19 protein-coding genes and 1 tRNA gene are annotated in these 25,494 nt (G+C 67.0%); 5 read left to right on the plus strand and 15 right to left on the minus strand.

Annotated elements, in window-relative coordinates:
• Positions 1 to 91: 91 nt before the first annotated feature.
• Together gor and FZ983_RS15900 are read left to right on the plus strand one after the other, a co-directional pair.
• On the plus strand, positions 92 to 1,459 hold the full coding sequence (gor, locus tag FZ983_RS15895; RefSeq protein WP_149224501.1) for a glutathione-disulfide reductase: 1,368 nt from the start codon (positions 92 to 94) through the stop codon (positions 1,457 to 1,459).
• Positions 1,460 to 1,747: 288 nt separating this feature from the next.
• Entirely contained in the window at positions 1,748 to 2,650 is a 903-nt protein-coding gene (locus FZ983_RS15900; protein WP_149224502.1) for a manganese catalase family protein, read from the plus strand.
• A gap of 27 nt (positions 2,651 to 2,677) precedes the next feature.
• Here the strand turns inward: FZ983_RS15900 and FZ983_RS15905 are convergent, their stop codons facing one another.
• Positions 2,678 to 4,042: an AmpG family muropeptide MFS transporter gene (locus FZ983_RS15905; protein ID WP_149224503.1), complete on the minus strand. Its 1,365-nt coding sequence runs from the start codon at positions 4,040 to 4,042 to the stop codon at positions 2,678 to 2,680.
• A gap of 303 nt (positions 4,043 to 4,345) precedes the next feature.
• On the opposite strand from FZ983_RS15905, the gene FZ983_RS15910 reads away from it, so the two are divergent.
• A complete protein-coding gene (locus FZ983_RS15910; RefSeq protein WP_149224504.1) occupies positions 4,346 to 5,737 on the plus strand; it encodes a 3-deoxy-7-phosphoheptulonate synthase class II in 1,392 nt (463 codons plus the stop codon).
• A gap of 59 nt (positions 5,738 to 5,796) precedes the next feature.
• Here the strand turns inward: FZ983_RS15910 and FZ983_RS15915 are convergent, their stop codons facing one another.
• From FZ983_RS15915 to FZ983_RS15930, 4 genes are all read right to left on the minus strand, one after another.
• Complete coding sequence (locus FZ983_RS15915) at positions 5,797 to 6,207, minus strand: flagellar basal body-associated FliL family protein (RefSeq protein ID WP_247883780.1); 411 nt, start codon at positions 6,205 to 6,207, stop codon at positions 5,797 to 5,799.
• 160 nt (positions 6,208 to 6,367) lie between these two features.
• Positions 6,368 to 7,249: a pantoate--beta-alanine ligase gene (gene panC, locus FZ983_RS15920; RefSeq protein WP_149224506.1), complete on the minus strand. Its 882-nt coding sequence runs from the start codon at positions 7,247 to 7,249 to the stop codon at positions 6,368 to 6,370.
• Positions 7,250 to 7,389: 140 nt separating this feature from the next.
• On the minus strand, positions 7,390 to 7,554 hold the full coding sequence (locus FZ983_RS15925; protein WP_149224507.1) for a sugar tyrosine-protein kinase: 165 nt from the start codon (positions 7,552 to 7,554) through the stop codon (positions 7,390 to 7,392).
• 230 nt (positions 7,555 to 7,784) lie between these two features.
• A tRNA-Val gene (locus tag FZ983_RS15930) sits at positions 7,785 to 7,859 on the minus strand.
• 188 nt (positions 7,860 to 8,047) lie between these two features.
• Here FZ983_RS15930 and FZ983_RS15935 point away from each other — a divergent pair.
• A complete protein-coding gene (locus tag FZ983_RS15935; protein ID WP_149224508.1) occupies positions 8,048 to 8,929 on the plus strand; it encodes a DUF3108 domain-containing protein in 882 nt (293 codons plus the stop codon).
• On the opposite strand, the gene FZ983_RS15940 is transcribed toward FZ983_RS15935, so the two are convergent.
• Positions 8,874 to 9,137, minus strand: coding sequence for a hypothetical protein (locus FZ983_RS15940; RefSeq protein ID WP_149224509.1), 264 nt, complete (start codon positions 9,135 to 9,137; stop codon positions 8,874 to 8,876). The genes FZ983_RS15935 and FZ983_RS15940 overlap by 56 nt on opposite strands.
• A 955-nt stretch (positions 9,138 to 10,092) precedes the next feature.
• On the opposite strand from FZ983_RS15940, the gene FZ983_RS15945 reads away from it, so the two are divergent.
• Positions 10,093 to 11,343 carry a hypothetical protein gene (locus FZ983_RS15945; RefSeq protein WP_149224510.1) on the plus strand — a complete coding sequence of 417 codons (1,251 nt, stop codon included), beginning with the start codon at positions 10,093 to 10,095 and terminating at the stop codon, positions 11,341 to 11,343.
• An 87-nt stretch (positions 11,344 to 11,430) separates the two neighbouring features.
• Here the strand turns inward: FZ983_RS15945 and FZ983_RS15950 are convergent, their stop codons facing one another.
• The 9 genes from FZ983_RS15950 to FZ983_RS15995 form a co-directional block, all read right to left on the minus strand.
• Positions 11,431 to 11,637: a hypothetical protein gene (locus FZ983_RS15950; RefSeq protein WP_211102928.1), complete on the minus strand. Its 207-nt coding sequence runs from the start codon at positions 11,635 to 11,637 to the stop codon at positions 11,431 to 11,433.
• Between the two features lie 168 nt (positions 11,638 to 11,805).
• Positions 11,806 to 12,567: a lysozyme gene (locus FZ983_RS15960; RefSeq protein WP_149224513.1), complete on the minus strand. Its 762-nt coding sequence runs from the start codon at positions 12,565 to 12,567 to the stop codon at positions 11,806 to 11,808.
• A gap of 95 nt (positions 12,568 to 12,662) precedes the next feature.
• Positions 12,663 to 13,280, minus strand: a complete 618-nt coding sequence (locus tag FZ983_RS15965) for a hypothetical protein (protein WP_149224514.1) — start codon at positions 13,278 to 13,280, stop codon at positions 12,663 to 12,665.
• A gap of 70 nt (positions 13,281 to 13,350) precedes the next feature.
• Positions 13,351 to 13,890: a DUF4376 domain-containing protein gene (locus FZ983_RS15970; RefSeq protein WP_149224515.1), complete on the minus strand. Its 540-nt coding sequence runs from the start codon at positions 13,888 to 13,890 to the stop codon at positions 13,351 to 13,353.
• Between the two features lie 168 nt (positions 13,891 to 14,058).
• Positions 14,059 to 14,514, minus strand: a complete 456-nt coding sequence (locus FZ983_RS15975; protein WP_149224516.1) for a discoidin domain-containing protein — start codon at positions 14,512 to 14,514, stop codon at positions 14,059 to 14,061.
• 2 nt (positions 14,515 to 14,516) lie between these two features.
• Entirely contained in the window at positions 14,517 to 16,145 is a 1,629-nt protein-coding gene (locus FZ983_RS15980) for a hypothetical protein (RefSeq protein ID WP_149224517.1), read from the minus strand.
• Entirely contained in the window at positions 16,142 to 17,053 is a 912-nt protein-coding gene (locus FZ983_RS15985; protein ID WP_149224518.1) for a hypothetical protein, read from the minus strand. The genes FZ983_RS15980 and FZ983_RS15985 overlap by 4 nt, the downstream gene beginning before the upstream one ends.
• Positions 17,054 to 17,056: 3 nt before the next feature.
• Complete coding sequence (locus tag FZ983_RS15990) at positions 17,057 to 18,631, minus strand: hypothetical protein (RefSeq protein WP_149224519.1); 1,575 nt, start codon at positions 18,629 to 18,631, stop codon at positions 17,057 to 17,059.
• Complete coding sequence (locus tag FZ983_RS15995) at positions 18,631 to 25,485, minus strand: phage tail tape measure protein (protein ID WP_149224520.1); 6,855 nt, start codon at positions 25,483 to 25,485, stop codon at positions 18,631 to 18,633. Before FZ983_RS15995 ends, FZ983_RS15990 begins: the two co-directional genes overlap by 1 nt.
• Positions 25,486 to 25,494: the final 9 nt, after the last annotated feature.

Raw genomic sequence — 25,494 nt, forward strand, 5'->3', positions numbered from 1 at the left:
CATATCCTGCCGGACCACATCCGGCAGCCTCGTGACCGTTCGCGGGCTCCGTTCGTGGCGTTCAAGGGTCAAGTTGCGGAAGGAGACGGCCGTGGCCGAGTTCGATTTCGACCTCTTCACCATCGGGGCGGGGTCCGGGGGCGTCGCCGCAAGCCGGCGCGCCGCGTCCTACGGCGCGAAGGTGGCGATCTGCGAAGGCAGCCGCGTCGGCGGCACCTGCGTGATCCGCGGCTGCGTCCCGAAGAAGCTGCTGGTCTATGCCGCCCAATTCCGCGACGGCTTCGAGGATTCCTGCGGCTATGGCTGGAACTCCCACACGCCGGCCTTCGACTGGGAAACGCTGATCTCGCGCAAGGACCGCGAAATAGACCGGCTGAACGGCATCTACATCACCATGCTGAAGAATTCCGGCGTGACCCTGTACGAGGGGTTCGGCCGGATCGTCGACCGCCATACGGTGGAGGTCGACGGCAAGCGCTACACCGCCCGCAACATCCTGATCGCCACCGGCGGCTGGCCGTCGCTGCCGCCGATCGAGGGGATCGAGCATGCCGCGACCTCCAACGAGGCGCTTCACCTCGAAAAGCTCCCCCATTCCGTGCTGATCATCGGCGGCGGCTACATCGCCGTGGAATTCGCCAGCATCTTCCGCGGGCTGGGCTCCGAAGTGACGCTGATGATCCGCGGCGACGATTTGCTGAACGGGTTCGACGACGACATCCGCGTGGCCCTGGCGCAGGAGATGCGCAAGCGCGGCATCAACATCATCTCGCGCTGCAAGCCGTTGAAGCTGGAAAAGGGTGCGGGCGGCTATACCCTGACCGACCATATGGGCCGCGAGCATTCGGCGGGTCTGGTGATGGCCGCCACCGGCCGGCGCCCGAACACCAAGAATCTCGGCCTGGAAGAGGTCGGCATCACCCTGAACGAGGCCGGCGCGATCCCGGTCGACGACTGGTCGCGCACCAGCGTGGAGAACATCTATGCCATCGGCGACGTCACCGACCGCATGGCCCTGACCCCCATCGCCATCGCCGAGGGCCGTGCGCTGGCCGAGACGCTGTTCAACGACAATCCCATGCACATCGGCTACGACAATGTGCCGACCGCGGTGTTCTCGCTGCCGCCGCTCGGCACCGTCGGGCTGACGGAGATGCAGGCCCGCGCCCGATACCCGCAGGTCGACATCTACAAGGCCGGTTTCCGCCCGATGAAGCATACCCTGTCCGGCCGGGACGAGCGGGTGCTGATGAAGCTGGTGGTCGATGGGGAGAGCCAGCGCGTGCTCGGTTGCCACATGATGGGCATGGACGCGCCGGAGATGATGCAGCCGCTGGCCATCGCGCTGAACTGCGGCGCCACCAAGCGCGACTTCGACCGCACCATCGCGCTCCACCCCTCCACCTCGGAGGAGTTCGTGCTGATGCGCGAGAAGGCGGAGCCGGAAAAGAAAATCTGACCGCCCGCAAAACAGGACTGCCGGAACGGGTGGCGCGAGGGAAACCACCCATTCGCGCCGCCTTTTTCGTGGAATCACGTCTTCTGCCATGCACCGGGAGTTATAGCACGCCAAGACAGGGCATTTTTCCTGGAACGCTTCTAAAGATTGTGGGTTGAGGACGGGTGAGCGATCCGGAACGGCACGTCCTGCTGGTCTCCCCTGCATCCCCGGCGATGGGCCGGTCCGGATTTCTCCGATCCTCGGCCCCCGCCAAGCGGGCCATCAGACGCAGGAGGAGTCCCTCGCATGTTCATGCACAACAAAAAGCTCATGTACACGGTGCGCGTGTCGGAGCCCAACCCGGTGCTCGCCAGCCTGATGCTGGAGCAGTTCGGCGGCCCGCAGGGTGAACTCGCCGCAGCCATGCGCTACTTCACCCAGGGTCTGGCCGACGAGGATCCGGGCCGCAAGGACATGCTGATCGACATCGCGACCGAGGAACTGAGCCACCTCGAGGTGATCGGCTCCATCGTCGCCATGCTGACCAAGGGCGCCAAGGGCAAGCTGGCCGAGGGTGCGGAAGAGACCGCCGACCTCTACGCCAACATCACCCAGGGCAACGGCAGCCACACCCTGTCGCTTCTGTATGGCGGTGGCCCGGCCCTGGTGAACTCCGCCGGGCAGCTGTGGACCGGCGGCTACATCGACAGCATCGGCGACCCGACGGCCGACCTGCGTTCCAACATCGCGGCGGAATCGCGCGCCAAGATCATTTACGAGCGCCTGATCAACGTCACCAACGATCCGGGCGTGAAGGATGCCCTGGGCTTCCTGATGACCCGCGAGATCGCGCACCAGAAGAGCTTCGAGAAGGCGCTGTATTCCATCGACAACAACTTCCCGCCGGGCAAGCTGCCGGGCAAGCCGGAATACACCGACAAGTACTACAACATGAGCCAGGGCGAGGGCGACATGCGCGGGCCCTGGAACCAGGGCGCCCAGTGGGAGTTCGTGGACGTCAAGATGGGCGACGCTCCGGTCAACGGCGGCGACGGCAACCCGACGGTCAAGCTGGCCGCGTCGGAAATGGCCGCGGTCAATGCGGTTGCCGCCCGCACCATGTCCAAGCCGGACGCCGATCCGACCACCGGCGCCGACCTGGGTGCCGGGCCGGGCGCCGGCAAGACCAAGACCACCACCGGGGGCTGATAGCGCTCTCCGGCGATGCCGTCCCCGTCACTGCGCGGGGACGGCGCTCTCCCGTTCCCGACGGTGCAGCCCCATCAGCCAGACCAGCAGGCACAGCGCCGGAATGGCGCCGGCCATCGACAGCAGGAAGAAGCTGATCCAGTCCATCCGCTCCGCCAGCCAGCCCGACGAGGCGCCGAACAGGTCGCCGCCCAGCTTGTAGAAGCTCGACAGCAGCGCATACTGGGTCGCGGTGTAGGCGACGTTGCACAAGCCCGACAGGTAGGCGACGAAGGCCGCGGTGGCGATGCCGCCGCAGACATTGTCGACCACCACCGTCACCGCAAGGATGGACAGGTCGTGGCCGGTCCAGGCCAGCAGGACGTAGCCCAGATTCGAGACCATCTGCAGGACGCCGCCGATCATCAGGCCGCGCAGCACCCCGACCTTGCCGACCAGAAGCCCGCCGACCAGCCCCCCGGCAATGGTCGCCCACAGGCCGAACAGCTTGCTGACCGTGGCGATCTCCGACTTCGTGAAGCCCAGGCTGATGTAGAAGGTGGACGACATCTGGCCGGCCAGCACCTCCCCCAGCTTGTAGCTGGCGATGAAGGCCAGGATCAGCACCCAGGCCCGCCGCTCCATGAACTGCAGGAAGGGCGCCACCACCGCGCCATAGAGCCAGGCGAGCATCACCGCGCTGCGGCCCGACAGATGCGGCCGGCGCGCCAGCCACTCGGCGATCAGCTTTTCACGGGCGTTGGGCGGCGGTTCCTTCGGTTCGCGGCAAAGCAGGATGGTCGCCATCCCCACCAGCACCAGCGCCGCCATCGCCTCGTAGGCGGTGCGCCAGCCATAGGCCTCCGCGATGAAGAGGGCGCCCGCCCCCGCCGCCATCAGGCCGAAGCGATAGCCCAGCACGAGCACAGCGGCACCGGCCGCCTGCTGATGCTCCTCCAGAACCTCGACGCGGTAGGCATCGACGACGATGTCCTGGCTGGCGGAGCAGAAGGCGACCAGCACCGCGCACAGCGCGGTCCACCACAGATCCTGTCCGGGATCGGTGGTGCCCAGCCCCAGCAACGCCGCGATCAGCGCCGCCTGCGCCGTCAGCGCCCAGCCGCGCCGCCGCCCGAACAGCCGCGTCATCACCGGCAGCCTCATGCGGTCGATCAGCGGCGCCCACAGGAACTTCAGCGCATAGGGCATGGTGACCAGCGCGAACAGGCCGATGTTGGTCCGGCTGACGCCTTCCTCGGTCAGCCAGACATTCAGCGTGGCTCCGGTCAGCGCCAGCGGCAGCCCTTCGGCAAAGCCCAGGAACAGGATCGCCAGCACGCGCGGGTCGCGGTAGACCGCCAGGACCTGCCCCCAGGAGGACAGGCGTTTGGCCCGCCAGGATGTCGCGTTCACCGAAAAGGGCTCCTCTCGGGCAATGGATGGGGGCGGTCGGTCGGGAGTGGTCGGTTGCCCCGATGTATAAAGGGCGCGAGGCCCCGCCGCCAGCGGCGCAGGCGCGAACTTCCTTTCATCTGAAATCACTCCTGGTGGCGGAGCATGGGGTGCTGCGGCACAGCATTGCCGGGAGGCGGGCCGAAACTGTGGAAAAGTTACCGCGAGTCGCGCTATAGAGTACCCCCCAACGGGATTCGCCGCCGGTCGTTCGCCGCCCGCCCGGCCCCCGTTCCGCAATCGTCAAGGAAGAGCAGGCGCGTCATGGTCGAGCGTTGGACACCCGCCAGTTGGAGGACGAAACCGGCGAAGCAGTTGCCGACTTATCCCGACCAGTCCAAGGTCGAGGCGGTCGAACAGCGCCTGTCCTCCTATCCGCCGCTTGTCTTCGCCGGCGAGGCCCGCCGGCTGAAGGCCAAGCTGGCCGAGGCCGCCGCCGGCCAGGCCTTCCTGCTGCAGGGCGGCGACTGCGCCGAGAGCTTTGCCGAGTTCCATCCCAACAACATCCGCGACACCTTCCGCGTCCTGCTGCAGATGGCCGTGGTGCTGACCTTCGGCGCCTCGATCCCGGTCATCAAGGTCGGCCGCATGGCCGGCCAGTTCGCCAAGCCGCGCTCGGCCGACATGGAGGCCATCGACGGGGTCGAGCTGCCGTCATACCGCGGTGACATCATCAACGGCTTCGATTTCACCAGCGACGCCCGCGTTCCCGATCCGGAGCGCATGATGCAGGCCTACACCCAGGCCGCCGCGACGCTGAACCTGCTGCGCGCCTTCGCCCAGGGCGGCTACGCCGACCTGCACAAGGTCCATCAGTGGACGCTGAGCTTCGTCGAGAAGTCGCCGGCCGGCGAGCATTTCCAGGAGTTGGCCAACCGCCTGGACGAGACGCTGGCCTTCATGGCCGCCTGCGGCATCACCGCGGAGACGACGCCGCAGCTGCGCGAGACCGACTTCTTCACCAGCCACGAGGCGCTGCTGCTGCCGTTCGAGCAGGCGCTGACCCGCGTCGACAGCACCACCGGCGACTGGTACGACGTGTCGGCCCACATGCTGTGGATCGGCGACCGCACCCGCCAGCCCGACGGCGCCCATGTCGAGTTCCTGCGCGGGGTGAAGAACCCGATCGGCCTGAAATGCGGCCCGACCACCGACCCGGACGAGCTGATCCGCCTGATCGACATCCTGAACCCGACCAACGAGGCCGGGCGCCTGACGCTGATCGTGCGCATGGGCTCCGACAAGGTGGCGGAAAAGTTCCCGCCGCTGCTGCGCAAGGTCCAGCGCGAAGGCCGCACGGTGGTCTGGTCCTGCGACCCGATGCACGGCAACACGGTGAAGTCGACCACCGGCTACAAGACCCGTCCGGTCGAGCGCGTGCTGGCCGAGGCGCGCGGGTTCTTCGAGGTGCATCAGGCCGAAGGCACCCATGCCGGCGGCGTGCATTTCGAGCTGACCGGCCAGGACGTGACGGAGTGCACCGGCGGCGCCCAGGCGATCACCGACCACAATCTGGCGCTCCGCTACCACACCGCCTGCGATCCGCGCCTGAACGCCAGCCAGTCGCTGGAACTGGCCTTCCTGCTGGCCGAAAAGCTGAAGGAAGGCCGCCAGTCGCGCGACGCCCGGCGCCGCGCCGCCGTCGCGGCCGAGTGATAGGGGCCGAATGATCGGAGTGGGGTGGGCGCTCTCGCGGCGCCTACCCCCATTCTCTTCTACCGCACCACCATCCGGTCCAGCAGGATATCCTTCACCCGCACGCCACGCAGTTCGCGGTCGAGCACGCCCGCGATCGTGCTTTTCATCAGCATCGCGCCATCTGCTCCCGTCAACTGTTCCGGGTCGATCTGGCGCATGCGGTCGGACAGTTGGTCGGAGATGCGGGGGACGTAGGGGTCGGCGACCTTGCCGTCCACCGAGGGGTCGATCTCCAGCAGGACCTTGACGTCGACCATCCGCGCGCCGCCACCGCCCAAACCGAAGGTCATCATCGGCAGGGCAGCGTATTTCTTGTCGGCCCCCGGCTGTGTCTGTGGCGCAGGTGCACGGTTCTTGCTGGCCACCACGGCACCCGTGGTGCCGAGCGCTGCCAGCGCCAGCAGCAGGCCGGTCAGAACCAGCGGCATCAGGGACACCGTTTCCCCATGCCGGTTGCGACGGACGAGCCGCAAGTTCGCCTTTCCGCCCCCAATCACGAGGGTCAAAAGTCCCATCGCCGATGATGCTAGGCCTGCAGCAAAGGCTGGTCAAATGCCGATCGATCGGCCTGACCGACAATCCGCCCGTTCAGCCGGCCGGGATAACCGGAACATTGTCGATCAGGCGGGCCTTGCCCATCCAGGCCGCGGCGAGAAGCCGGGCGGGACGGGTGACGGCGGTCACCGGCTCCAGCGTTTCGGCATCGCGCAGTTCGACATAGTCGATGGTGCCGAACCCGGCCTCGGCGATCCGGCCGCGGATGCCGGTCAGGGCACCGTCGGCCTCGGCCCCGCGAGCCAGTGCCTCGGCCGCCGCGGTCAGCGCCCGGTGCAGCTCCGGAGCACGGGCGCGCTCGTCGGCGCCGAGATAGGCATTGCGGGAGGACATGGCGAGTCCGTCGGCCTCGCGCACCGTCGGCAGTCCTTCGACGCGGACGGGGATGTCGAGATCGCGGGTGAAGCGGCGGATCACCATCAGCTGCTGATAGTCCTTCTCGCCAAACACCGCGACATCGGGCAGTGCCTGCAGGAACAACTTGGTCACCACCAGGGCGACACCGCCGAACATCTGCGGCCGGAAGGCACCGCACAGCCCCTCCGCCGGGCCGCCGACCGAGATGGCGGTGGCGAAGCCTTCCGGGTACATGGCGCGCACCGACGGGGCATAGAGCGCGTGGCAACCGGCCGACGCGAGCTTGACGGAATCGCCGGCCTCGTCACGCGGGTAGCGGTCGAAATCCTCATGTGGCGCGAACTGGGTCGGGTTGACGAAGACGCTGGCGACAACCCGGTCGGCCAATTCCCGCCCACGCCGCACCAGGCCCAGATGCCCCTCATGCAGCGCCCCCATCGTCGGCACGAGGGCGACGGTCAGCCCCTCCCTGCGCCAAGCCGCGACCTGTGCTCGCAGGTCCTCAACCGTCCTCAGGATCGGCAGGTCGCTGGAGGTCTGGGCGGCGGGCAGCGTCATGGCGGCGGTCCTTGCGCGTCGAATTCGCGCGCTGGATAACGCGTCGGACCGTTCCTGTCCAGAAAAGCTTTCCGTAAGACAGACTGTTGCCGAAGCGGCGGCGAAGGCACCCCCTCCCCCGCCGCGTCGACCCTGGAAAATCAGCGCTTGATGGTGATGCCGACCAGATAGGCCAAGTTGGCCCAGGCCAGCAGCGTGGCGAGCAGGGCGGTGAAGGACGGGACGAAAATCACCGAACCGATGATGATGGCGAGGACCACGACGAGCAGGCCGAGAGAGAGCAGAGCGATGCGGGTATCGTCCATGAGGTAAAGCTTTCCGAAGCGGGTGACAGGGAATGACCCAACCTACCGTATTGCAACGCAAACGGGGCTGATCTGCGTCAATCGACCGCGGATTCGCCGCTTATATAAGCAATATGGAATTTGCGCCTTGGCGTGGTTCCGCTGCATCCCGGGGCCGGCAACGGCTTAGCCCCTGCCAGGGCGGCAGGGAAAAGAAAAAGGCTCCGGACTCTCGTCCGAAGCCTTTTTGATGGTGGGCGCGACAGGGATTGAACCTGTGACCCTTCGCGTGTGAAGCGAATGCTCTCCCGCTGAGCTACGCGCCCGAACCCTGAAACTTTTTGCCCCGTTCCGTCCTGCCGTTCCGGCTGGCTTTCCCGGGAGCGTCGCGACCGTCTTTCGTCGGCCCCGCCGCTGCGGTGGGCGGGTTTCTACGGCCTTCCCTGCCGGGTGTCAAGCACCAGATTCATCACCATCTTAAAAAAGATTGCGTCGCCAGCAGGAGCCCCGGACCGTGCCCTATCCCAGCCCTCTCCGCCTCCCCATCCGTTTCGGAACGGCCCTGCTGGCCGCCGGCCTGTCGCTCCCCCTGTTGCCGCTCGCAGCACCGGCGGCCATGGCGGAGCCGCTGAAGGCGACCTACCGCGTGTTCGTCGGCGGCGTCACCGCGCTGGATGTGGATGCGACACTGGATGTGACGGGCGACCGCTACCGGATTGCGGTGTCGGCGGTGACCGGCGGCACCATCGGCCGCCTGTTCACCTGGAAGACGGAATCGGAGAGCGACGGCCGCCGCCAGGGCGACGACCTGAGGCCGGCCAACCACCGGCAGTCCAGCCGGTTCCGGGGGGAGCCGCGCAACGTCACCCTGACCTACGGGCCGCAGGGCGACGTGTCCGCCACCGTCACTCCCCCGCCGGAGACCGACGACCGCGAGCCGGTGCCGCCCGCCCTGCAGCGCGGCACGCTGGACCCGCTGTCCGCCGTGCTGGACCTGCTCTTCGCGGTGGGGGCGAGCGAACGCTGCGACCGGTCGCTGCCGGTCTTCGACGGGCGCCGCCGCTACGATATGATGTTCGCCGAGGTTGGGCGGCGGATCGTCGATCCGTCACGCTATTCGGTCTTCTCCGGCCTCGCCCAGCAATGCCGGGTCAGCTACAAGCCGGTGGCGGGATACGGGAGGTCCGGCCCCACCGGCCGCTTCTGGCAGCGGAGCAGCCCGGCGGACCGGCCTCCGGTGGATTTGTGGCTGGCTCCGGTCGCCGCCGGCTATCCGCCCCTGCCGGTGCGGCTGGAGACGGACAGCGATTTCGGCAGCGTGGTCGTCCACCTGACGAGCGTCACGCCGCCAGCCGCAGACCGCCGGACCGGGGCCGCACAGCCGCCGATCCGTTGACCGTTGCGGCGGGCGTAGCCCCGGCGGGCGAGCGGGTGTCGAGGATCAGGTCCGACGGCTGAATGCCGACGCGCCGCATCGCTTCGCTCAACGCCCCCGCTGACGGCCAGAGAAGGCGTCCATCCAATTCCAGCAGCGCGCCATCCAGGAGCGCCGCATAGCCGCCCAGTTTTCCCATATGAACGATCCGAGCCATGCGAGAGGCCATGGTGGAGTTCCTTCCCATTGGGGACCCGCGTAGCGCGGCGCCGACGGCGGCACGACGTGCCGCCGCCCGGCCCGCACCCGGCAGGGTCTTGGTTTCTTGTCTTGCCTGCCGGAAGCGGCCAGCATCAGCAGCAGGAGCGTGGTGGAGATGGCTAGGGAACCGGCCATCACGGCATCGTCCTGCATCATGGCGCGCCCTCCCGGATCGACCCTAATACTGTAGGGGCTTTGCCACGCCCGCGGGCGGATCCTGAGGGATACCGCAGCTGTCCAAAAGGATAGTATCAGCGTATGCATTGATCCGTGGCACCAGCGGCAACGTCGTTCGACGCCCTCCACACGCCAAGGCCGATCCCGACCGAAGCGGCTATTTCCGCCGTCCGGTGCAGGACCACGCCATAACCGGCCCGGCTATGACAGATTGAAACAATCTGCAAAAAGCGAATTTTGCCAATGGGTTAGACAAAGAAAATGCGCGCCATTTTCTTGGATGGGCGGTCGCACTGCAGCGACCGCCCGTTTCGCATGTAGAGCCTCAATCCCCCAGAGGGCAGAGCGCCTGATAACTATCAATTTTCAATGGAAATTCTTCCCATTCCAAGGGCTGAATCAATGCCAAAACACCCCCCTCTCGCATACACTCTCGCAAACGCTTCTCTGAGGCCCAAACGAAGAAGGGGAGCGGGGCATGCAGCTACTCGAGGAGACGCTCCGCCCTTCGCGCGTCCAGCTCTGCCCTGGATGTAGTCGAGAGCGTCTAGGACGTGGTCGACCCTTACATGGCTCAGCGGCCACACCTTGGCACTGTCGTTGAGGATCTTGATCGTCCGTAGCTTCAGGTGACATAATCACTTTGCGTTCGTTTTATAGTCGTTATAGGCGCGGTTACCTCCCGCTTTTCGAGAAGCGGAACGCGGCGACCAGGCAATTAAATACAAGGAATGTGGATAACCGCCATGCTCATTGAACAAGAAATTATCTTTATGAAGTGGCCTCAAGAAGCTGCCGGAAATCCAAATCTAGTCCGGCAGGGCACTGTAATAAAGAACATCTCCACGGGCCAGATCGAGCATCATCTATCGGAGGCGTTTCGCTTTCGCGCGCCAAATATTGGACTATTCTCATCTATTAGCGGCGCTCTAAATCTTGGAGTGTCAGCGATTACATTTGCTTACATGAGCGGTCAATTTAGAGCGCTCAATAAGAGATTTTCTCGCCTAGAATCGAAGATCGATAAAGTAAACAACAAGATTGATGAACTTATCGGTGCGGTTGCGCAGATCGATAAGAAAGTTGATTCTATAGCGTACGATCTGAGTTCTCTATCTGGAAGAATTGATGCTCGCCATCGAGATATGGTGTTTGCGGAAGTAGGTGCTGTGCTGGATACCTTGGCCTACGCTGATCGAAAAGATGAGGCAGGCGCTCAAAGCATCGTCACGCAAAATCTTGTGCCCATCCATAAAGCTATAAGGATTTTTGATAGCCTTGTGGACGAATACGAAAATGCACTCGATGAGCATGAATTCTGTACAGTTGAAGTAAACAGAATGCGGCTGATGAGCGAGCTTCTTTCAATAAAAATTGATCTAACTATTGGCGAGAAGGAGGCCGCGCACCAGAAGGCAGTAGAAATTTCTAAATTAATTGAGAAATCGGCTTCGGATTTCTTCTCAAGAATTCTTACAAGCAGCGTAATTGCAAAGGAAATCCGCCGTGACAGAGGGCTCCTTTCCCATATTTCGGAGCTCTATGAGGAGGCTACGGGGAATTCAAAATCTGAATTTCTCATCGACACAATTCAGAGCAGCGCAATTGAATACGACATCAATATTGCGAAAATATCGTCAGCAATCACAACGTCGGTGATGCTTCCATTAGCAAGCTTAAATAGCAAAATTTTTCTCTCACAGGTTGGGAAAAACAAGATCGATCTTGATTACATTGCGACTTCTATAACCGAGATATCAGAGGGATCGGAAGGGCTTAACGATCTTTTGGCCAGAGATGCTACAAATCTTTCCTTGAACGCTCAAGATATAGATGGAATTACAGCATACATTAAAGAATTGGCATCTCTGACATCCATAGCTCGGGGGGCGCAGATCGAAACGCAATTGCTGTTGTCTGCACCCGATATTTCATCCACTCTAAAGGAAAATGTGAAATTACCTTTCCAAACGGAATACGTGCTGCAAGTGGTCTGAGCAAGACAGATCGTAGTGTTAAAACAGCGCGGGTCGAAACCTATCGAAAGCCGCAACGTTGTTCACGTGTGAACACTTCGGCCTCCCTCAGCGCACCGGCGCCCACCCGCACAGCTGGGCGCCGGTCAGATTGTGCGCCAGCAGCTGCTCGGCAGTGCCGTCGGTGAGCGCGTCCGCCCGGCTAGTGTAGATCGGGCGGAAGGCGGCGCAGCCTCCCTCAGTCCCGGCTCCATTGGTCGCGCAGCCGCTCAGCAGCGCCAGCAGGATGCCGGCGTAGATCATCCTCAATCCCATGGCGCACCTCTGCGTTCCGGAGTGCCTGTGTGGTCGACTCTAGGACGGCGTCCTGCCGCCCTGCTTGGCGCTGAAGCGCGCCGAAGGTGACGATCCCCGCCAGCACCAGGCTGGCGAGGATCAGGCCGGCAGCCGCTCGGCCCCAGTCCGTGGTGAGGAAGGCCAGCATCAGGCCGCCTTGCGCTGGTCATCCCAGCGCCGGCAGAGCATCACCGCCACGGCCATCCCCAGCAGGGCGGCCGCGGCCCAGCCCAGCGCCCCCGACGGCAGCGCCTGCAGCAGCTCCTTGATGGCGGTGGAGACGTCGCGCGCCTGGTCCAGCAGGACGGCCACGCCAGCCAGGCCGAGTGCACCGCCGCCGCTGACGGCACTGACCGACTTGGCCATCGGTTTCATGGCCGGCGCCAGCTCGGCAACCCGGCTCACCGGGTGGACCTCATCCGACAGGAACAGGGCAGCCTCGGCCGCCCGGCGCTTGACCAGGCCGGCCATCACCTTGCCGGCGCCCCGCGTCCATTTGGCGAACTCGGCCGCGGCGCCCGCGGCGTCACCAACGTTCAGCTTGCGCAGCAAGGTGGACGGCTGGCCGCTCTTGAGCACGACGAACCCGTCCTTGCCGACGTCCTTGCCCTTGGCCTTCCGACCGGCGCCAACGTTGAAGACGAAGGATACCAGCGCACCGCGCTGGGCGTCAGTCAGCTCGACGGTGACAGCACGGTCGACCACCGCCGCGGCGGTGTCGAGGTCGGCCAGCAGCAGCTGCTCGGCCTGCGCCTTGGTGATGCGCAGTCCCGGCCGGACATCCGGGCCGGTGTGGCCGTAACCGATCGTCCAGGGAGCGCCGCCGGTGGCGGGATCCGGGTAGGCGGTGAGGCGCAGGCCTTCGGCCTCCTTCACGAGGTCGACGGCGGCTTGCAGGATAGCACGCATGGCGGAAACTCCTTCGCGCATGAAAAAGGCCGCCCGGTGCATGCCGGGCGGCTTTGTGGAGGTCAGCAGCGGGTGGCGTGTTAAGTTTTGGCGCCTCACATGAGGGCGAGAAAATCGACTTGTCCGGCCACCAGCACCGCGCCGATCGCGGCGCCGGCGCCGGCACCGGTCAGGAACTCACCCCATTCAGTCGGCCTGGTGAGGCGCCAGGGCAGTGCCGGCAGCTTGGCGCCGGCGAGGTAGGCCAGAACCATGGACAGGCCGCCCAGCGGCAGCCACATGGCCGCGGGGTGATCGTGGGCCAGCGGCAGGGCAATCAGGTACAGCCGGGCAATGCCAACGGCTGCCAGGTAGCCCAGCTTGTTCGGGAGGCTGATGCGGGCGGTCCAGCTGGCCGGGTAGTCCGCCGGCGTCTCGGCCAGGTTCTGCCCGGCCGAGTGCGGCAGCCAGGCTATGCCGGCGAAAGCGAGCGCGCCGCATTGTGCCGCGGTGATGGCGGCAGCGCGGTCCAGCGTGAGACCGGCCAGCAGCAGATAGACGTCGGCCGCCACCGGAAGCGCCCAGAAGAGCGCCCGCGCTGCGGTGGTGCCCAGCGTCTTGTGGTCTTGCCCGCGTTCCCGGAACGCACAGGCGAGGAAGAGGGTAGACAGTGCCAGCTCGCGCCAATGCACCGCCAGCCAGCCGGTGAGCACCGGCCAGAGGGTGGAGACCATCGAGTCCTCCGGACATGAAAAAGGCGCCTCGCAGGCGCCGGATCGGTCAGGGTTGGAGTGTTGTCGCGGACTATTCGGGCCAGCCGGCCAACTCGTCCACGGCGGCCGGATCGGCGGCGGTCAGAGCTGCATCCTTCAGGTCACGGGCATGCTGAACCGTGGCGGAATAGGAGAGCGCCACCGCGGCGGCCAGGGCGATCCCATCGGCCGGGGTCGGCAGCGGTAGGCGGGTGTTGTCGATGGCGATCCAGCCTTGGGCATAGCTGTCCGGCCATGCAGGCAGCGCGCCCGACAGCACCAGCCCGGCCGTGGTCGCCATGCCTCCCAGGTCCGTGCGGTTGGCGTCGGACGTTGAAAAGCGCTTACCTGCATGCAGGGCGCCAAGCCCCAGCCGCCGATCCCGCTCCGCGTCGATGGCGCGCACCTTGGCGGATCGGGCAGCCTCCAATTCGTTGGCAAGTTCGGCAGACGAGAGGTCAACCATGCGGTAAACCACCGTCACGGCGTCGCTGCCGACCGTCCAATCCTCCACCGGCCGCCACTCGGCGCGCTTGCCGGGCTCCAACGGCGGATCGTCAACCACCGGCAGCAGAGACCAGCCAGGGCACATGGCGGCCCAATCATCGGCGGACCAGAGTGACCAAGCGTCGGCCGGATGGTTGACCGCATCCTCAGCCTCCCCATACACAAAAGGCGCAGCAGCAGCATAAACCGCGATTACCGCCCCTTCGGACACTACAGCAACAGGGAACTGCATCACATTCTCCTTCGTCCAGGGCTATGCCGTAAAATTAAATACTTGGCGTTGATTGGAAGAAGTCCACGTAACGCCAGACCTTGCAAGTCTGGTTACCCACGTCGCGTTATCGTGACTGCACTCTACGGAAAACATATTTGGATCACCTCCCATCGGGCCGATTGTAATAGCTACCGCCGTAGCCTCAACGGGGGTGGTGGCGCCAAAGTCAATAGTGATCCAAGACGGTGTGCCGTCGTGCCATTGACCTGAACTAGTACTCTTATCAAAAGCCACGTTCTTACTACTGAACAGCTCATTTTTTGCTGTGATGCTTGATGCAGGTGCCGCAGTCTGTGGGTAAGATATCCCGCTCCCTATGTATTCAATTTCAGTGATATAGATACCGTCCATGGTCGTTTGAAGTGGAAACGACAGGCGGTAATATCGGTACAAATCGGCGCCGCTGCACATCATCAGATCATCGATGCCAATCATGGTCACGCTCCCTTGACGATGGAATAATAGAACTTACCGTCTGGGTAAACCTTCCCGACAGCGAAGTTCACCTTGCCGGGCGCTGTGTTTGCACTGGTGCCGCCGACATTGATGCAGTTGACGCCAAAGCTCATGGTCCGCCCGCCGGCACCGTCCTGGGTCCACTTGATGGACAGGGGCTGCACCCTACCCACAGCCGGCACATTCGTCGGGTTGGCGATGGTGGCCGCCGCACCCAGCGTGCCGCAATCGAACTCGTTGCCAAGCTGGCAGTTCGGGGTGAAAGCTCCACTGACATTTGCCAGAGTTACGACGTTCTGCTGGACGGCGGCGCTGAACTGGATCGAAGCGACAGTAACGCCAGAGCGAACAACCTGTAGCCAGTTGGCGCCAGCGGTCCCTGTGTCATTGAGAACGCCGAAGGACAGCACGCCGCCATCGACGCTGGCGTACCATTGATGGTTATTCAGGGCGGCGTCAGTTTCCCACCAGTAATAGGAAGGCCCAGCCCCCACAGCGGTGTAGGCAAGAGCCGCCAACGATCCGCCGGAGTCCCGCATTGCGAGTGTGTTTCCTACGGCGTTGGTTGAAGTCCAACTGCCGGTCAGGATGGTGCCAAGCGGATTGCCATCGGCGATGGTGGCACTGCCGGCCGCCGTTCCGGGGTACGGCTGTGAAGGGGCATTTACCGAGGTCCAGGTCCCTGCGCACATCACCCGGTAGGTCATGTTGGTGTAAGCAGGGCGCGAGACGAACACGTCGTAGACGAAGCGATTGCTGCCGCTCTGAACGAACTTCACGGCATTGCAGGCAGAATTGCCCAGGTAGGAGTACTGCCCGGCAACGTTCGGAAATGCGGCGTTTGTGTCCGCCAGCATGGTGGCCGTGATGAAGGTCACGCCGCCTGTGCTGGTCGGCTGGTCAATCGAGTAGGCATACCCCCCCGTCATCTCGATGAGCAGACGATCTGCCACCTGGGCAGTCCAGGTTCCCAGCTTGACCCAATCCGCCACGCTCAGAATCGGAAGGGAGAACCGGCGGCTGTAGTTCGTCGGATCCCAGGTCTGGGCGTTGGCGGCTGCCTGCTGGGCAGCCTGCCGGTCCAGCCCGGTCTGCTGCCGGTCGGCTGCGGTGGCCTGTCGGTCCTGCGCGGTTGCCTGGGCGGCTGCGTCGGCAGCAAGACGATCCTGGTGGACGGCATCCCGGTCGGTGGCAACCGCCTGCCGATCAGCCGCGGTTGCCTGGGCGTCCGCATCGGCTGCCAACCGATCCTGATGGACCGCCGTCTTATCCTGTGCCACCGCCTGCCGATCTGCACCGGTCGCCTGCCGGTCCTGCCCGGTGGCCTGCCGATCGGCAGCGGTCGCCTGGGCATTCTGCTGGGCGCTCTGCGCGCTGTTGGCTGCCGCTGAAGCTGATTCGGCAGCATTCCCCTCGCTGGTGGAGGCCGCGGTCATGGCGGTGCCCACCCCGTTGGCCACCGTGCCGATGTCCTGGATGCACGGATCCCAGTTGTCGGCCATGCCACCCACACCGGTGAGGCCGCCGGGGTTCTGCGCCGTCTTTTCGTCGCCGTTGTAGTAGTTCAGCAGCCGCTGGGCTGCCGCCAGCATGGTGGCCAGCGTCGTCATGTCGTCACCTCACCAAGAGAAATCGTGGCGGCGCTGTGCAGGTCGTTCAGGTACTTCTGGCTGAAGTCCTCGATGACCTGGAAAAGCCCGCCGTAGCGGTAGCAGTCGAAGGCGCTGTCGGTGTCCGGCAGCCACACCGCCGGCCGGTCGGCGTCGAGGAAGTTGACCAGGTCGAACAGGCGGTCCCGGTCGCCGGACTCGTTGACGGTGCGGTCGAGCGTGGCGGTGCGCCGGCCGCGCCCGGGCTCCACCGCCACCCCGCCGCCGGCCAGCTCCGTCACCTTGCCGCCGCGGCGGTAGCCCTCCGCGGACGCGCCGACATGGCGGTCGATTGCCACGCTGTCGCCGGCCCAGCCGAACCCAATCCGATAGGCCTGTTCGGTCGTGCTGTAGCGGCTGCCGGTCACCCGGTAGGCCGGGCCGTAGATCGTCCAGCGCAGCACCTGCGCGCTGCACAGCGGCATCACCACATGGATGTTCGTCGGGTAGCGCAGGAACTCACGGGCGCCCAACTGGCCCAGCACGGTGTTCTCACCGCCGAACCGCAGCGTCTTGGGATCGTAGAGGCCGGGCAGCACCAGGCGGTCGATGCCGCCGGCGAACTGCGTGCTGAAGGCCAGCGAGGTCCGGGCGCTGGTCTTGAAGGCCTCCAGCCGGATACGGCCGGTTTTCCACAGGTTGGTGCGGTAGAGGCCGGCATAGGTCAGGTCGATCGGCCGGTCCCACTCCCATTCCAGCACCACCGGCTCGTCCCGGCTGCCGATCCGGGTGGACACTGCGGCGTCCACCAGCGGCAGCGTCTTCAGCGCATCGAGCGGCGCCGTTGCCGCCCAGTCGGCAGCAACGCCGGTGATGGCGCAGTCCTGTTCCGACAGCTCGTTGATATGGGCCAGAAGTCCGGTTGCCATGGCTCACCGCGCCACGTAGAGGGTGGCGCCGCCGCTGCGGTCCGCGATGGACCGGCCATAGACCACCACCGGCGCCCCATCGGCAAAGCCGGCGATGTCGTCCTCCACCGTCACGGTGTCCCCGATCCAGACGCCGGGCGCCCCGTCCAGCGCCGGCAGCTCGTAGAGGGTGGGCGGCGCCGACAGCTCGGCCACCCAGGCCGGCAGCTCTGCCGCGGCATCGGCGCTGAAAGTCAGCGCGGTCTCGACCGTGGCCACCTTGGCCGAGCTGCCCCAGGTGGCGGCGATCGCCTCGTCGGTGGCAGATGGCACTTCCACCCATTCCTGGATCCAGCGGGTGGCGTCGGCCACGGAGGCGTCGGTGGCGGCGCTGCTGGACGGGCTGGGGTTGTGGGCGCAGCGCAGCACCACCTGCTTGGCCGGCGGGTTGTGCTGGCCCTCGACATACTGCAGGCCCGTGGTGGTGCCGGCGGCGCTGCTGTAGGCCCGGACCGCCGCCGCCGCGGTGGGACGGGGAACGCGGGTCACCACCAGCTGGCCGGCGGTGCCGACATACCAGCCGCCCCGCGGCACGCTGCCGACGAACTTGGCATAGGCGGCGGCATGGGTGGTGCCGTCGCCGGCGGGGAGGAAGAGCCCCACCGTGCGCGGCACCACGTCCATGCCGGCGCTGTCCACCGTGCCGGCCAGCCCGGCGCCGGTGGCCAGGGCGGCGATCAGCTCGCCGATATAGCGGCGGTAGACGCCGGCGAATTTCCGGCCCAGCACCTCGACGCGAAAGTCGGCATACTTCACCGTGGTGGTGATGATCCCGCTGGCGAGGTCGACCGTGAAGTGCGCGTTGTCCGCCGGGGTGGCGCCGCTCTGCCTGGTCACCCCGACACCGGAAGACCAGCCCCGCGGCACGTCCTGCACCGGCTTGCCGCCACCGACAGACCAGCGGTGGAAGCCGTCGATGATGCCGAGATAGGTCGGCCGCGCCATCGGGCAGTGCCCCAGCGGCAGCTCCTTCAACGTGTCCTTCAGCTCGGCCGGCCCCTCGTATCCGCCGGTGCCCTTGTAGCGCTCGGTCTGGATCGGCGTGTCGTAGTCGAGGCGCTGGTCGTAGATCGGCAGGGCGATCTCGGTGCGCTTGGGCTTGGGCTGGCCAACCCGGGCGGTCCAGATGGTCACCGCCTCGGCCAGCGGCGCCCCGTCCTCGATCTCGCGCTCGGTCACCGACTGGATGACATAGTCGCCGGTCAGCAGCAGGTTGAGCGGCCGGTCTTCGAGGGCGAGGCGCAGCCAGGCGCCGGTGTCGAGGTCCTGCAGGGTGGCGAAGCGCTGTCCCGGATTGCGCGAGGTCTCGTTGCGCAGCACCAGGTCGCCGATCCGCAGCTCGGCCTGCCCGTCCGCGGCACCCAGGCTGCCGATCGACACCGACGCGTCGGCGCCGGCGGTCACCAGCGGCAGCCAAGTGACGTTCGCCGGGCTGTCGGCCGGGCCGGACTGGTAGCCGGGGAAGGTGGCCAGCGGCAGCCGGTGGCGGTGGCCGCTGGGGCGGTGGAACAGTGTCAGGTCGATCAGACGCACCGTCATCAGGCGGCCCTCCGGGTGTTGGCGAGTTTTCTGGGCAGGTCGCTGGTGGCGGCCTCGACGCGGGCCAGCAGGGCGGCGGCATCGGCGCCGATGCGGGCGCGCTGGGTGAGGGCGTCGCGGCCGATCGCACGGACCTCGTCGCGCAGGCCCTCCACCGCCTCCAGCAGCTCGGCCACGCCGGCGCCGCCGGCATCGAGGTCGGGGCGGCGGAAGGAGACCATCGGCGCCGGCGGCTCCAGGTCGCTGCCGGGCAGCCGGAGGTCGAGCGCCACCGGGATGCGCCGGCCGTCGGGCAGCGGCACATGGGCCTCGGCGGTGTGGGCGCCTTCCGACACCCACGCCAGCTGCGGCCCGAAAGAAATGCCGCCGGTGGCGAAGCCCGGAATGCGTCGGGTGCCGGCCAGCACCTCGTCGATCCCGTTGTCCAGGAACCACCGCGCCAGATTGAAGCCGGGGTTGCGCGCCCGCTCCGCCTGGATGTCGGGGAAGGCGCCGAAGGTCGCCTCTATCTGGTCAAGGCTGAAGGCCTGCAGCCGCTGGCGCTTCTGCTCCGTGGTCTCGGCAGGCGCCGCGGGGGTGGAGGGTGTCGCCGTCAGGACGGCTTCGCCGAACCTTGAAGCCCGGCCACTGTCCATCGCCAGCCAGACATTGAAGGCCTCGTCCAGCTTGCCGCCCCAGCCCATGGAGCTGGCGATCCCAGCCTGCTGCGCCCCCGACAGGCGTTCCCATGCCGTCTGCACCGCCGCCGGCGCGCTGTAGCGCGGCCGGTTGTCGTTGCCGTTGGTCAACTTCATCAGCGGCGTCAGCGCCGACTGCCAGACGGCATAGCTCTGGTCCATGACGTCGCGCAGGCCGGACAGGCTGCCCAGCTGGCGCTGCCCGATCGCCGCGGCGTCGGCCCGGGCCTTCTGCAGCTCCTTCAGCTGGTCCTGCGCCACCTGCAAATCCTGGGTGGCGGTGTCGAGGCTCAGCCCGCTGGTGTTGCCCAGTTCGGCAAAGACCCTGTCCACCTTGTCCCACAGCACCGACGCGGTGCCGCCGCTGGCCGCCTTCTCCAGCGCCACCAGGGTGGGACCGACCTGCAGCAGCGTCTGCCGGGCGGTTTCCTTTTCCGCATCGGTGGAGCTGCCGTTCTTCAGCACCGCATAGGCGGCGTCGAAGCGGTCGGTCGCCTCCTGGATCTTCTGGCGCGGTGCCAGCGGCGAGTCGTCGCCCTCCCGCAGGGCGGCGCGGGCGTCGCGGAACTGCCGGGCGGCCTGCAACAGGGCGATGGCGCCGGACTGGATGGAGTCGACCACCTGGTGCTTGGCGGCGATCTCGCGGTCATAGGCGTCCAGCAGGTCCTGCTGTGCCAGGGAAAAGGCTTGGCTCGCCCGTTCCGCCATCTGCACCAGGCGCAGCTGGGTGGTGTCGTAGCCGGCCGCGGTGGCCTCTGCCAGGGCTGCCGCCTGCTGGGCGTCCAGCGCGATCAGCCCGGCGCCGCGGCTGTTGCCGAGCGCCGCATACATCCGGCTGGTGACGTCGGCCTGCCAGGATGCCTTCTGCACCGCCTTCTCGGCCGCATCGGCGCTGTCGCTCCACGCCTGGGTGAGATAGCCCACCATGGTGCTGTACTGGTCACCGGTGATGGTGCCGTCATAGAGGGCACTGTTCAGCCGGCCCAGCGCCGCCCGCTCGGCCTCGATCGTCAGCGTGCCGCCGGATGCCGCCTGCTCCACCCCCTCGATGACGCCGGCCAGCCCCTTGATGGCAGAGTTGGTGCGGTCGAGGCCCAGCCCCTGCAGCCGGTCCAGCGCGCTGGATTTGGCGTTGGGGTTGATCAGCGCCTCAATGGCGACGGCCCCCTGCCGCTGCACATAGGCCACCGCGTCGGCGTAGCTGTCCTGCAGGCGTCGGGTGTAGCGTGCCGCCAGTTCGGCCACCTCACCGGTGGTGTAGCCGAGCGACAGCAGCGCCGGCCGGAACTGTTCGAACTCGATCTCGGCCTGCTTGGTCGCCGCGGCCATGCCCACCAGCGGCTTGGTCGCCGGGCCGAGCCCCATCATCGCCTCGATGCCCTTGCGGGCGGCGGCGGTCAGCTCGGTCTCGGTGGCCAGCCCCAGCTCGCTGGCCTTGCTGCGCCAATCGGTGATGTTGGTCTTGACCTGGTCACCGATCGCCTTGGCGTTCTCGGTGAAGGTCTTCAGCAGGTTGTTCGTCGGATCCAGGCTGGCGTTCATCACGTCGAGCTGCTGGCGGAAGCCCGCGGCGAAGCCCAGGTCGGTGGCCAGTTCCTCGGCCTTGGTGGCCTTGGAGGTGGTGAGTGCCTTCTTCACGTCGTCGTTGACGCCGGTCAGCTGGCCGGTGCCGATCAGCCCCTTCAGGCTTTCGCGCATGTAGAAGGCGATCGCCTGGTCCTGGTCGGTGAACTCGACGCGCTGCCCGGCCTTCTCCCCGACGCTGGGAGTCACGTACCACTTGCCGTCCTTGGCGAACTGCTGGATGAGCCCCGTGTTTGCGCCGTCGCCACCGGTCAGCTTGCCGCCGATGCCGGCCACCACCGTGTTCATCGACGCGGCGACGGCATCGGTCAGCTGCTGCATCTGGCCGGCATCGGCGCCGTTGTCCGCCAGGGCGGTGTCGGTGCGGAATCCGCCCTTGCCGTCCAATACGACGTTGCCGGAGCTGTTGGGACCGACCGTTGCCTTCTGGGTGCCCAGCATGCCCATGATGCCGCCGACCACCGCGCCGATCGCCAGTCCGATCGGCCCGCCGATAGCGCCCAGCCCCATGTAGGCGGCGAGTGCCGACGCGCCGGCGCCCAGCGCCGCACCCGACAGTCCGCCCACCACCTTGGAGTTGGTCAGGGTTCCCAGGTAGGCCCCGCCCATGCCGCCGAAGGCACCGGCGCCGGCGGCGCCCAGATAGGCCGAGAGGCCGGTCCCGGCAGCCACGCCACCGGCCGCACCGCCCGAAGAACCGGCCACCACCGTGGGAGAGGCCGAGACGGCCAAGCCAGGGTTGGCGGCCTGCAGCATGGCCGTCTGAGACGCCAGAACCTCGGCAGACGGTGCCAGCACCGTTTGCCCGGCGAGCGTCGTCGCTTGGCTGCCGATGCCGAGCGCGCTGTAACCGAAGCTGTCGATTGCGCCGGACAGGCCGCCGGGGATGAGTTTGTCGAGCGCCCAGCCGGCGCCCTTCGACAACGCGGTGTTGGTCAGGCTGCCGGTGAGCCCGCCACCCTGCGCCTGTCCCGATTGCTCGCCGCTGCCGCCGAACAGGTCGAACACGGTGGGCAGGTTGCTGCCCATCACCATGTTCTTCAGCGGGTTGATGACGGCCATCTTCAGCGCGAGCTGCTGCAGCTCCACGCTGACGGTGCCGATGGCGTCGGCCCACGACATGGTCGACTTGCCGGCCGCAGACAGCTTCTGCAGGATGGCGTCGAAGCTGCGATCGCCGAATTGCTCCAGCTCCTGGTAGGCGGCGTTGGTCCGCTCCAGCGCCAGGTTCTGCCGGGCAAGCGCTTCGGCGTTGGCCAGATAAGCCTGCCCCTCCCGGCTGGCGGCGTCGATGTTGCGCTCGCGCAGGTCGATCAGGGCCTGAGTGCGCGCCAGCTCCACCGCCCGCTGTTCGGCCGACGCGCCGATCAGCTGCAGCTGCTTCTGTCCCAGCTCCAGCTGGTCGCGCTGCCGCTGCAGCATCGGACCGGCCGCCACCGCCGACTCCAGCTGCTGCGCCTGGGTCAGCAGCTCGATGTAATGGGCCTTGGCCTCGGTGTAGAGCTGGGTTCCCTGCTCGCCTTCCTTCAGCGCCAGCGTGTGCGCCTGCTCGGCCAGCTCCGCCGCCTTGACCGCCTGCGGCCCCTGCCCGTAGGCGGCCACCAGCGCTTTCTGTGCCTCGATCCGGGCCAGGATCGGCTGGGTGGACTCGGTGCGGAGCTGTTGCTGGGTGGACCGCTCCTGTGCCTCCAGATTGGTCCGGGTGGCCGCCGACAGTCCACGCACCGCCGCCGCCGCGACCTGGTTCTCGATCGTGGCCCGCCGGGTCGCTGCCTCGCCCTTGCCGGCAGCCGCGGCCAGCCGCGCCTGTGCATCGGTCTGCAACTGCAGCTGCAGCGTGCCCTGCGCCGCCGCCCCGGCCAACTGCGCCTGCGACGATGATTGCAGCACGGCCCAACGCTGCTGCAGGTCGAGCGGCAGCGACTTCAGCACCGCCCCGAAATCCTTGGTCGTCAGCAGAGTCTTCGCCGTCTCCGCCCCAAGGCCGGGGTACTCCACCGCGACCTTGGCCAGCTCGATGCGGTTCTGCGCGTGCGCCTTGGCCGCATCGGTGACCGCACCAGCCAACAGGCGCTGCCCGTTGGCCTGCCGCTCCAGCTCGGCGGTCTGGTCCCGTGTTTCCAGCCCGACGATCGGGCGCAGCGTCGCATCGGCAGCGTCCCGCTTGCGCCGCCACAGGTCGAGATCCTTGGCATCGCCATTCGTCGGCTCCGGCCCGACCAACTCGGCCAGCCGCCGCTGGTAGCCGGCCGGCACCTCCAACTGCTTGGACTTGGCCACCAGGTCAGCGAGTTTCGCCGTCAGTCCGGCGACCTCACCGCCCATGGTCTGGAAGCCGGATGCCGCCGTGCCCGCGTTGGTGCCGACACCGAGCACGGCCTTGGCCGCATCGTCGGCGGTGCCGTTCAGCAGCGCTAGCCCCGCCTCGGTTTCCTTGACCTCCTGCTTCGCCTTGGCCAGCGGGGCGGCCCACTCCGCAAAGGCCTTGACCAGCGGCTTCAGCCGGGCGTCTTGGCTGGCCAGCTTGTCGATGGCGGCAAACAGCGCCTCGGCGTCGATGGCGCCGGCGAGGAATTGCTGCTGAAGCTCGCGCGCCGGACCGAAGACCTTGGCGGCGTCCTCCTTCGACAGGCCGGACTCGTAGGCGGCACGGTCGATCTTGAAGGAACCGGCACGCGCGTAGGTCTCTTCCTGCTTCACCGCAGCCAGGGCGGCGTCGCGGGCGGCCTCCAGGTTCTGACGACGCAGGGCGGCGACCGCCTCCGTCATCGTCTTCACTTTGCCGGTGCTGCGGTCGAAGGCGGAGTCGAAGTCCCGCATCGCGTCGCTGTGCAGACGCGTCGCCTTTTCCGATGCGGTCATCCCGCTGGAAAAGACCGCGACCGCCGCGGCGCCCGCCAGCAGGGCGGCACCCACCGGGCCACCCACCAGGGCCATGGCTCCCGACAGCAGGGCCATGCCGCGCGAGGCGACCGTGGCCGCCACGCCGGTGCCGGCGATGGCAGAGGCCTGGGCACTCTGCGCCATGGTCAGCGCGACCGTGGTCTCCGCCACCCGCGCATCGGCCGCCGCGCGTGCGGTGCGGGCGGCGATCAGCGCCTCCTCGGCCTGCACCAGTCGCGCGGTCTTGCCGATGGCGGCGTCGAGCGCCGCAGCCGCCTCGTACTGCGTTGCGCGGGCAGCCAGGTCGGACCGGGCCTTGGCCTGGGCAGCCTGGGCGGCGGCGACGTCGGCCGCCGCCGCCTCCACCGTCGCGGCGGCGCCGGCGCGCAGCGCGGCCTCCTTCTGCAGCAGGTGCCCGGTGTTGGTCAGCAGCTCCTTGCGCAGCGCCACCTGGGAAGCGGCGAACTGCCCGGCAGCCTGGATCGCCGGCCCGATACCGCGGGCGACGAAGGCCGCACCCAACGCCAGGGCGGTGGCTTCCGCCGCCGCCGTCACCCGGTCGAAGTTGTCGGCAAGCCCGGCCATGGCCGGCTGCACCGCGGACAGCAGGCGATCCCCCAGCTCGACGCGGTACACCTCGGCCGCCGCACGCAGGCGGCTGGCCACCTGCTCCCCGGTTTCGGCCAAGCGGCTGTAAGCGGCCTCGGTGGCGCCCACCTTGTTCTGCAGCTCCTGCTGCGCATCGGCGAAGGCGGTGCTTTCCCGGCTGGCCAGGGCCATCACCGGCAGCAGCGCCTCGACGCCGCCGAACAGCAGGGCCATCGACTCGGAGCTGCCGCCGGTCTTGTCGGCCACCTCCTGGAGGAAGTTGGCGAGGCCCTTCGCCTTCAGGGCGCCGGCGTTGAACTCCAGGCCCAGCGCGCGGGCGGTCGCGGTGGCTTCCTGCGACGGCTTCAGCACGGCGGCGATCACCGACCGCATGCCGTCCATGGCGGTGGAGGTCTTGATGCCGTTGGCGGTCAGCGCGGCGGCGGCGGCCATCAGCTCGTCCAGCGACACGCCGGTCTGCGCCGCGATCGGGGCGACCTGCCCGATATAGGAGGCCAGCTCCTTGATGTTGGTCTTGCCGGCGGCGGCGGACGCGAAGAAGGCGTCGGCCACATTGGCCGCACCGCCGGCCGCCGCACCGTAGGAGTTGAGCACGGAGGTCAGGCCGTCGGCGGCGGTCTGCACGTCGGTGACGCCACCGATCGCCAGCCGGTTGGCCTCCGTCAGCACGGAGATGGCATTGGCCGCACTGTAGGCGCCGGCGGAAATGACCTCGTAGAGGGCCTTGGCCTGGTCGGTCGGCAGCCCGCCGAACTGCCGCGCCAGATCCTTGACCTGGGCGGCGTAGCGGCTGGTGTCGGCCCCCTTCAGCAGCGTGCCGACCTGAGCGATGGCGGTTTGGAACGCCATTGCGGCCCTGGTGGCCTCCACCAGGGAATCGGCCGCTCCGGCGCCGAGCTGCACGCCGGCCAGAGCCACCACGGCGGTGGCGACGCCGGACGCGGACCGGCCGAGCGCGTCGAAGCTGGACGATGCGCGGCGCACGGAACCGTCGACGCGGCCGGCGAACTGGTCGACGCGGGCTTCCGCCTGCGACAGCACCCGCCGCAGGCCAGAGTCGTCCGCGCCAACCGGCACCATCATGCCGGGGAAATCAGCCATGCCGGTCTC

Source organism: Azospirillum sp. B21 (assembly GCF_008364825.1).
Lineage (GTDB): Bacteria > Pseudomonadota > Alphaproteobacteria > Azospirillales > Azospirillaceae > Azospirillum.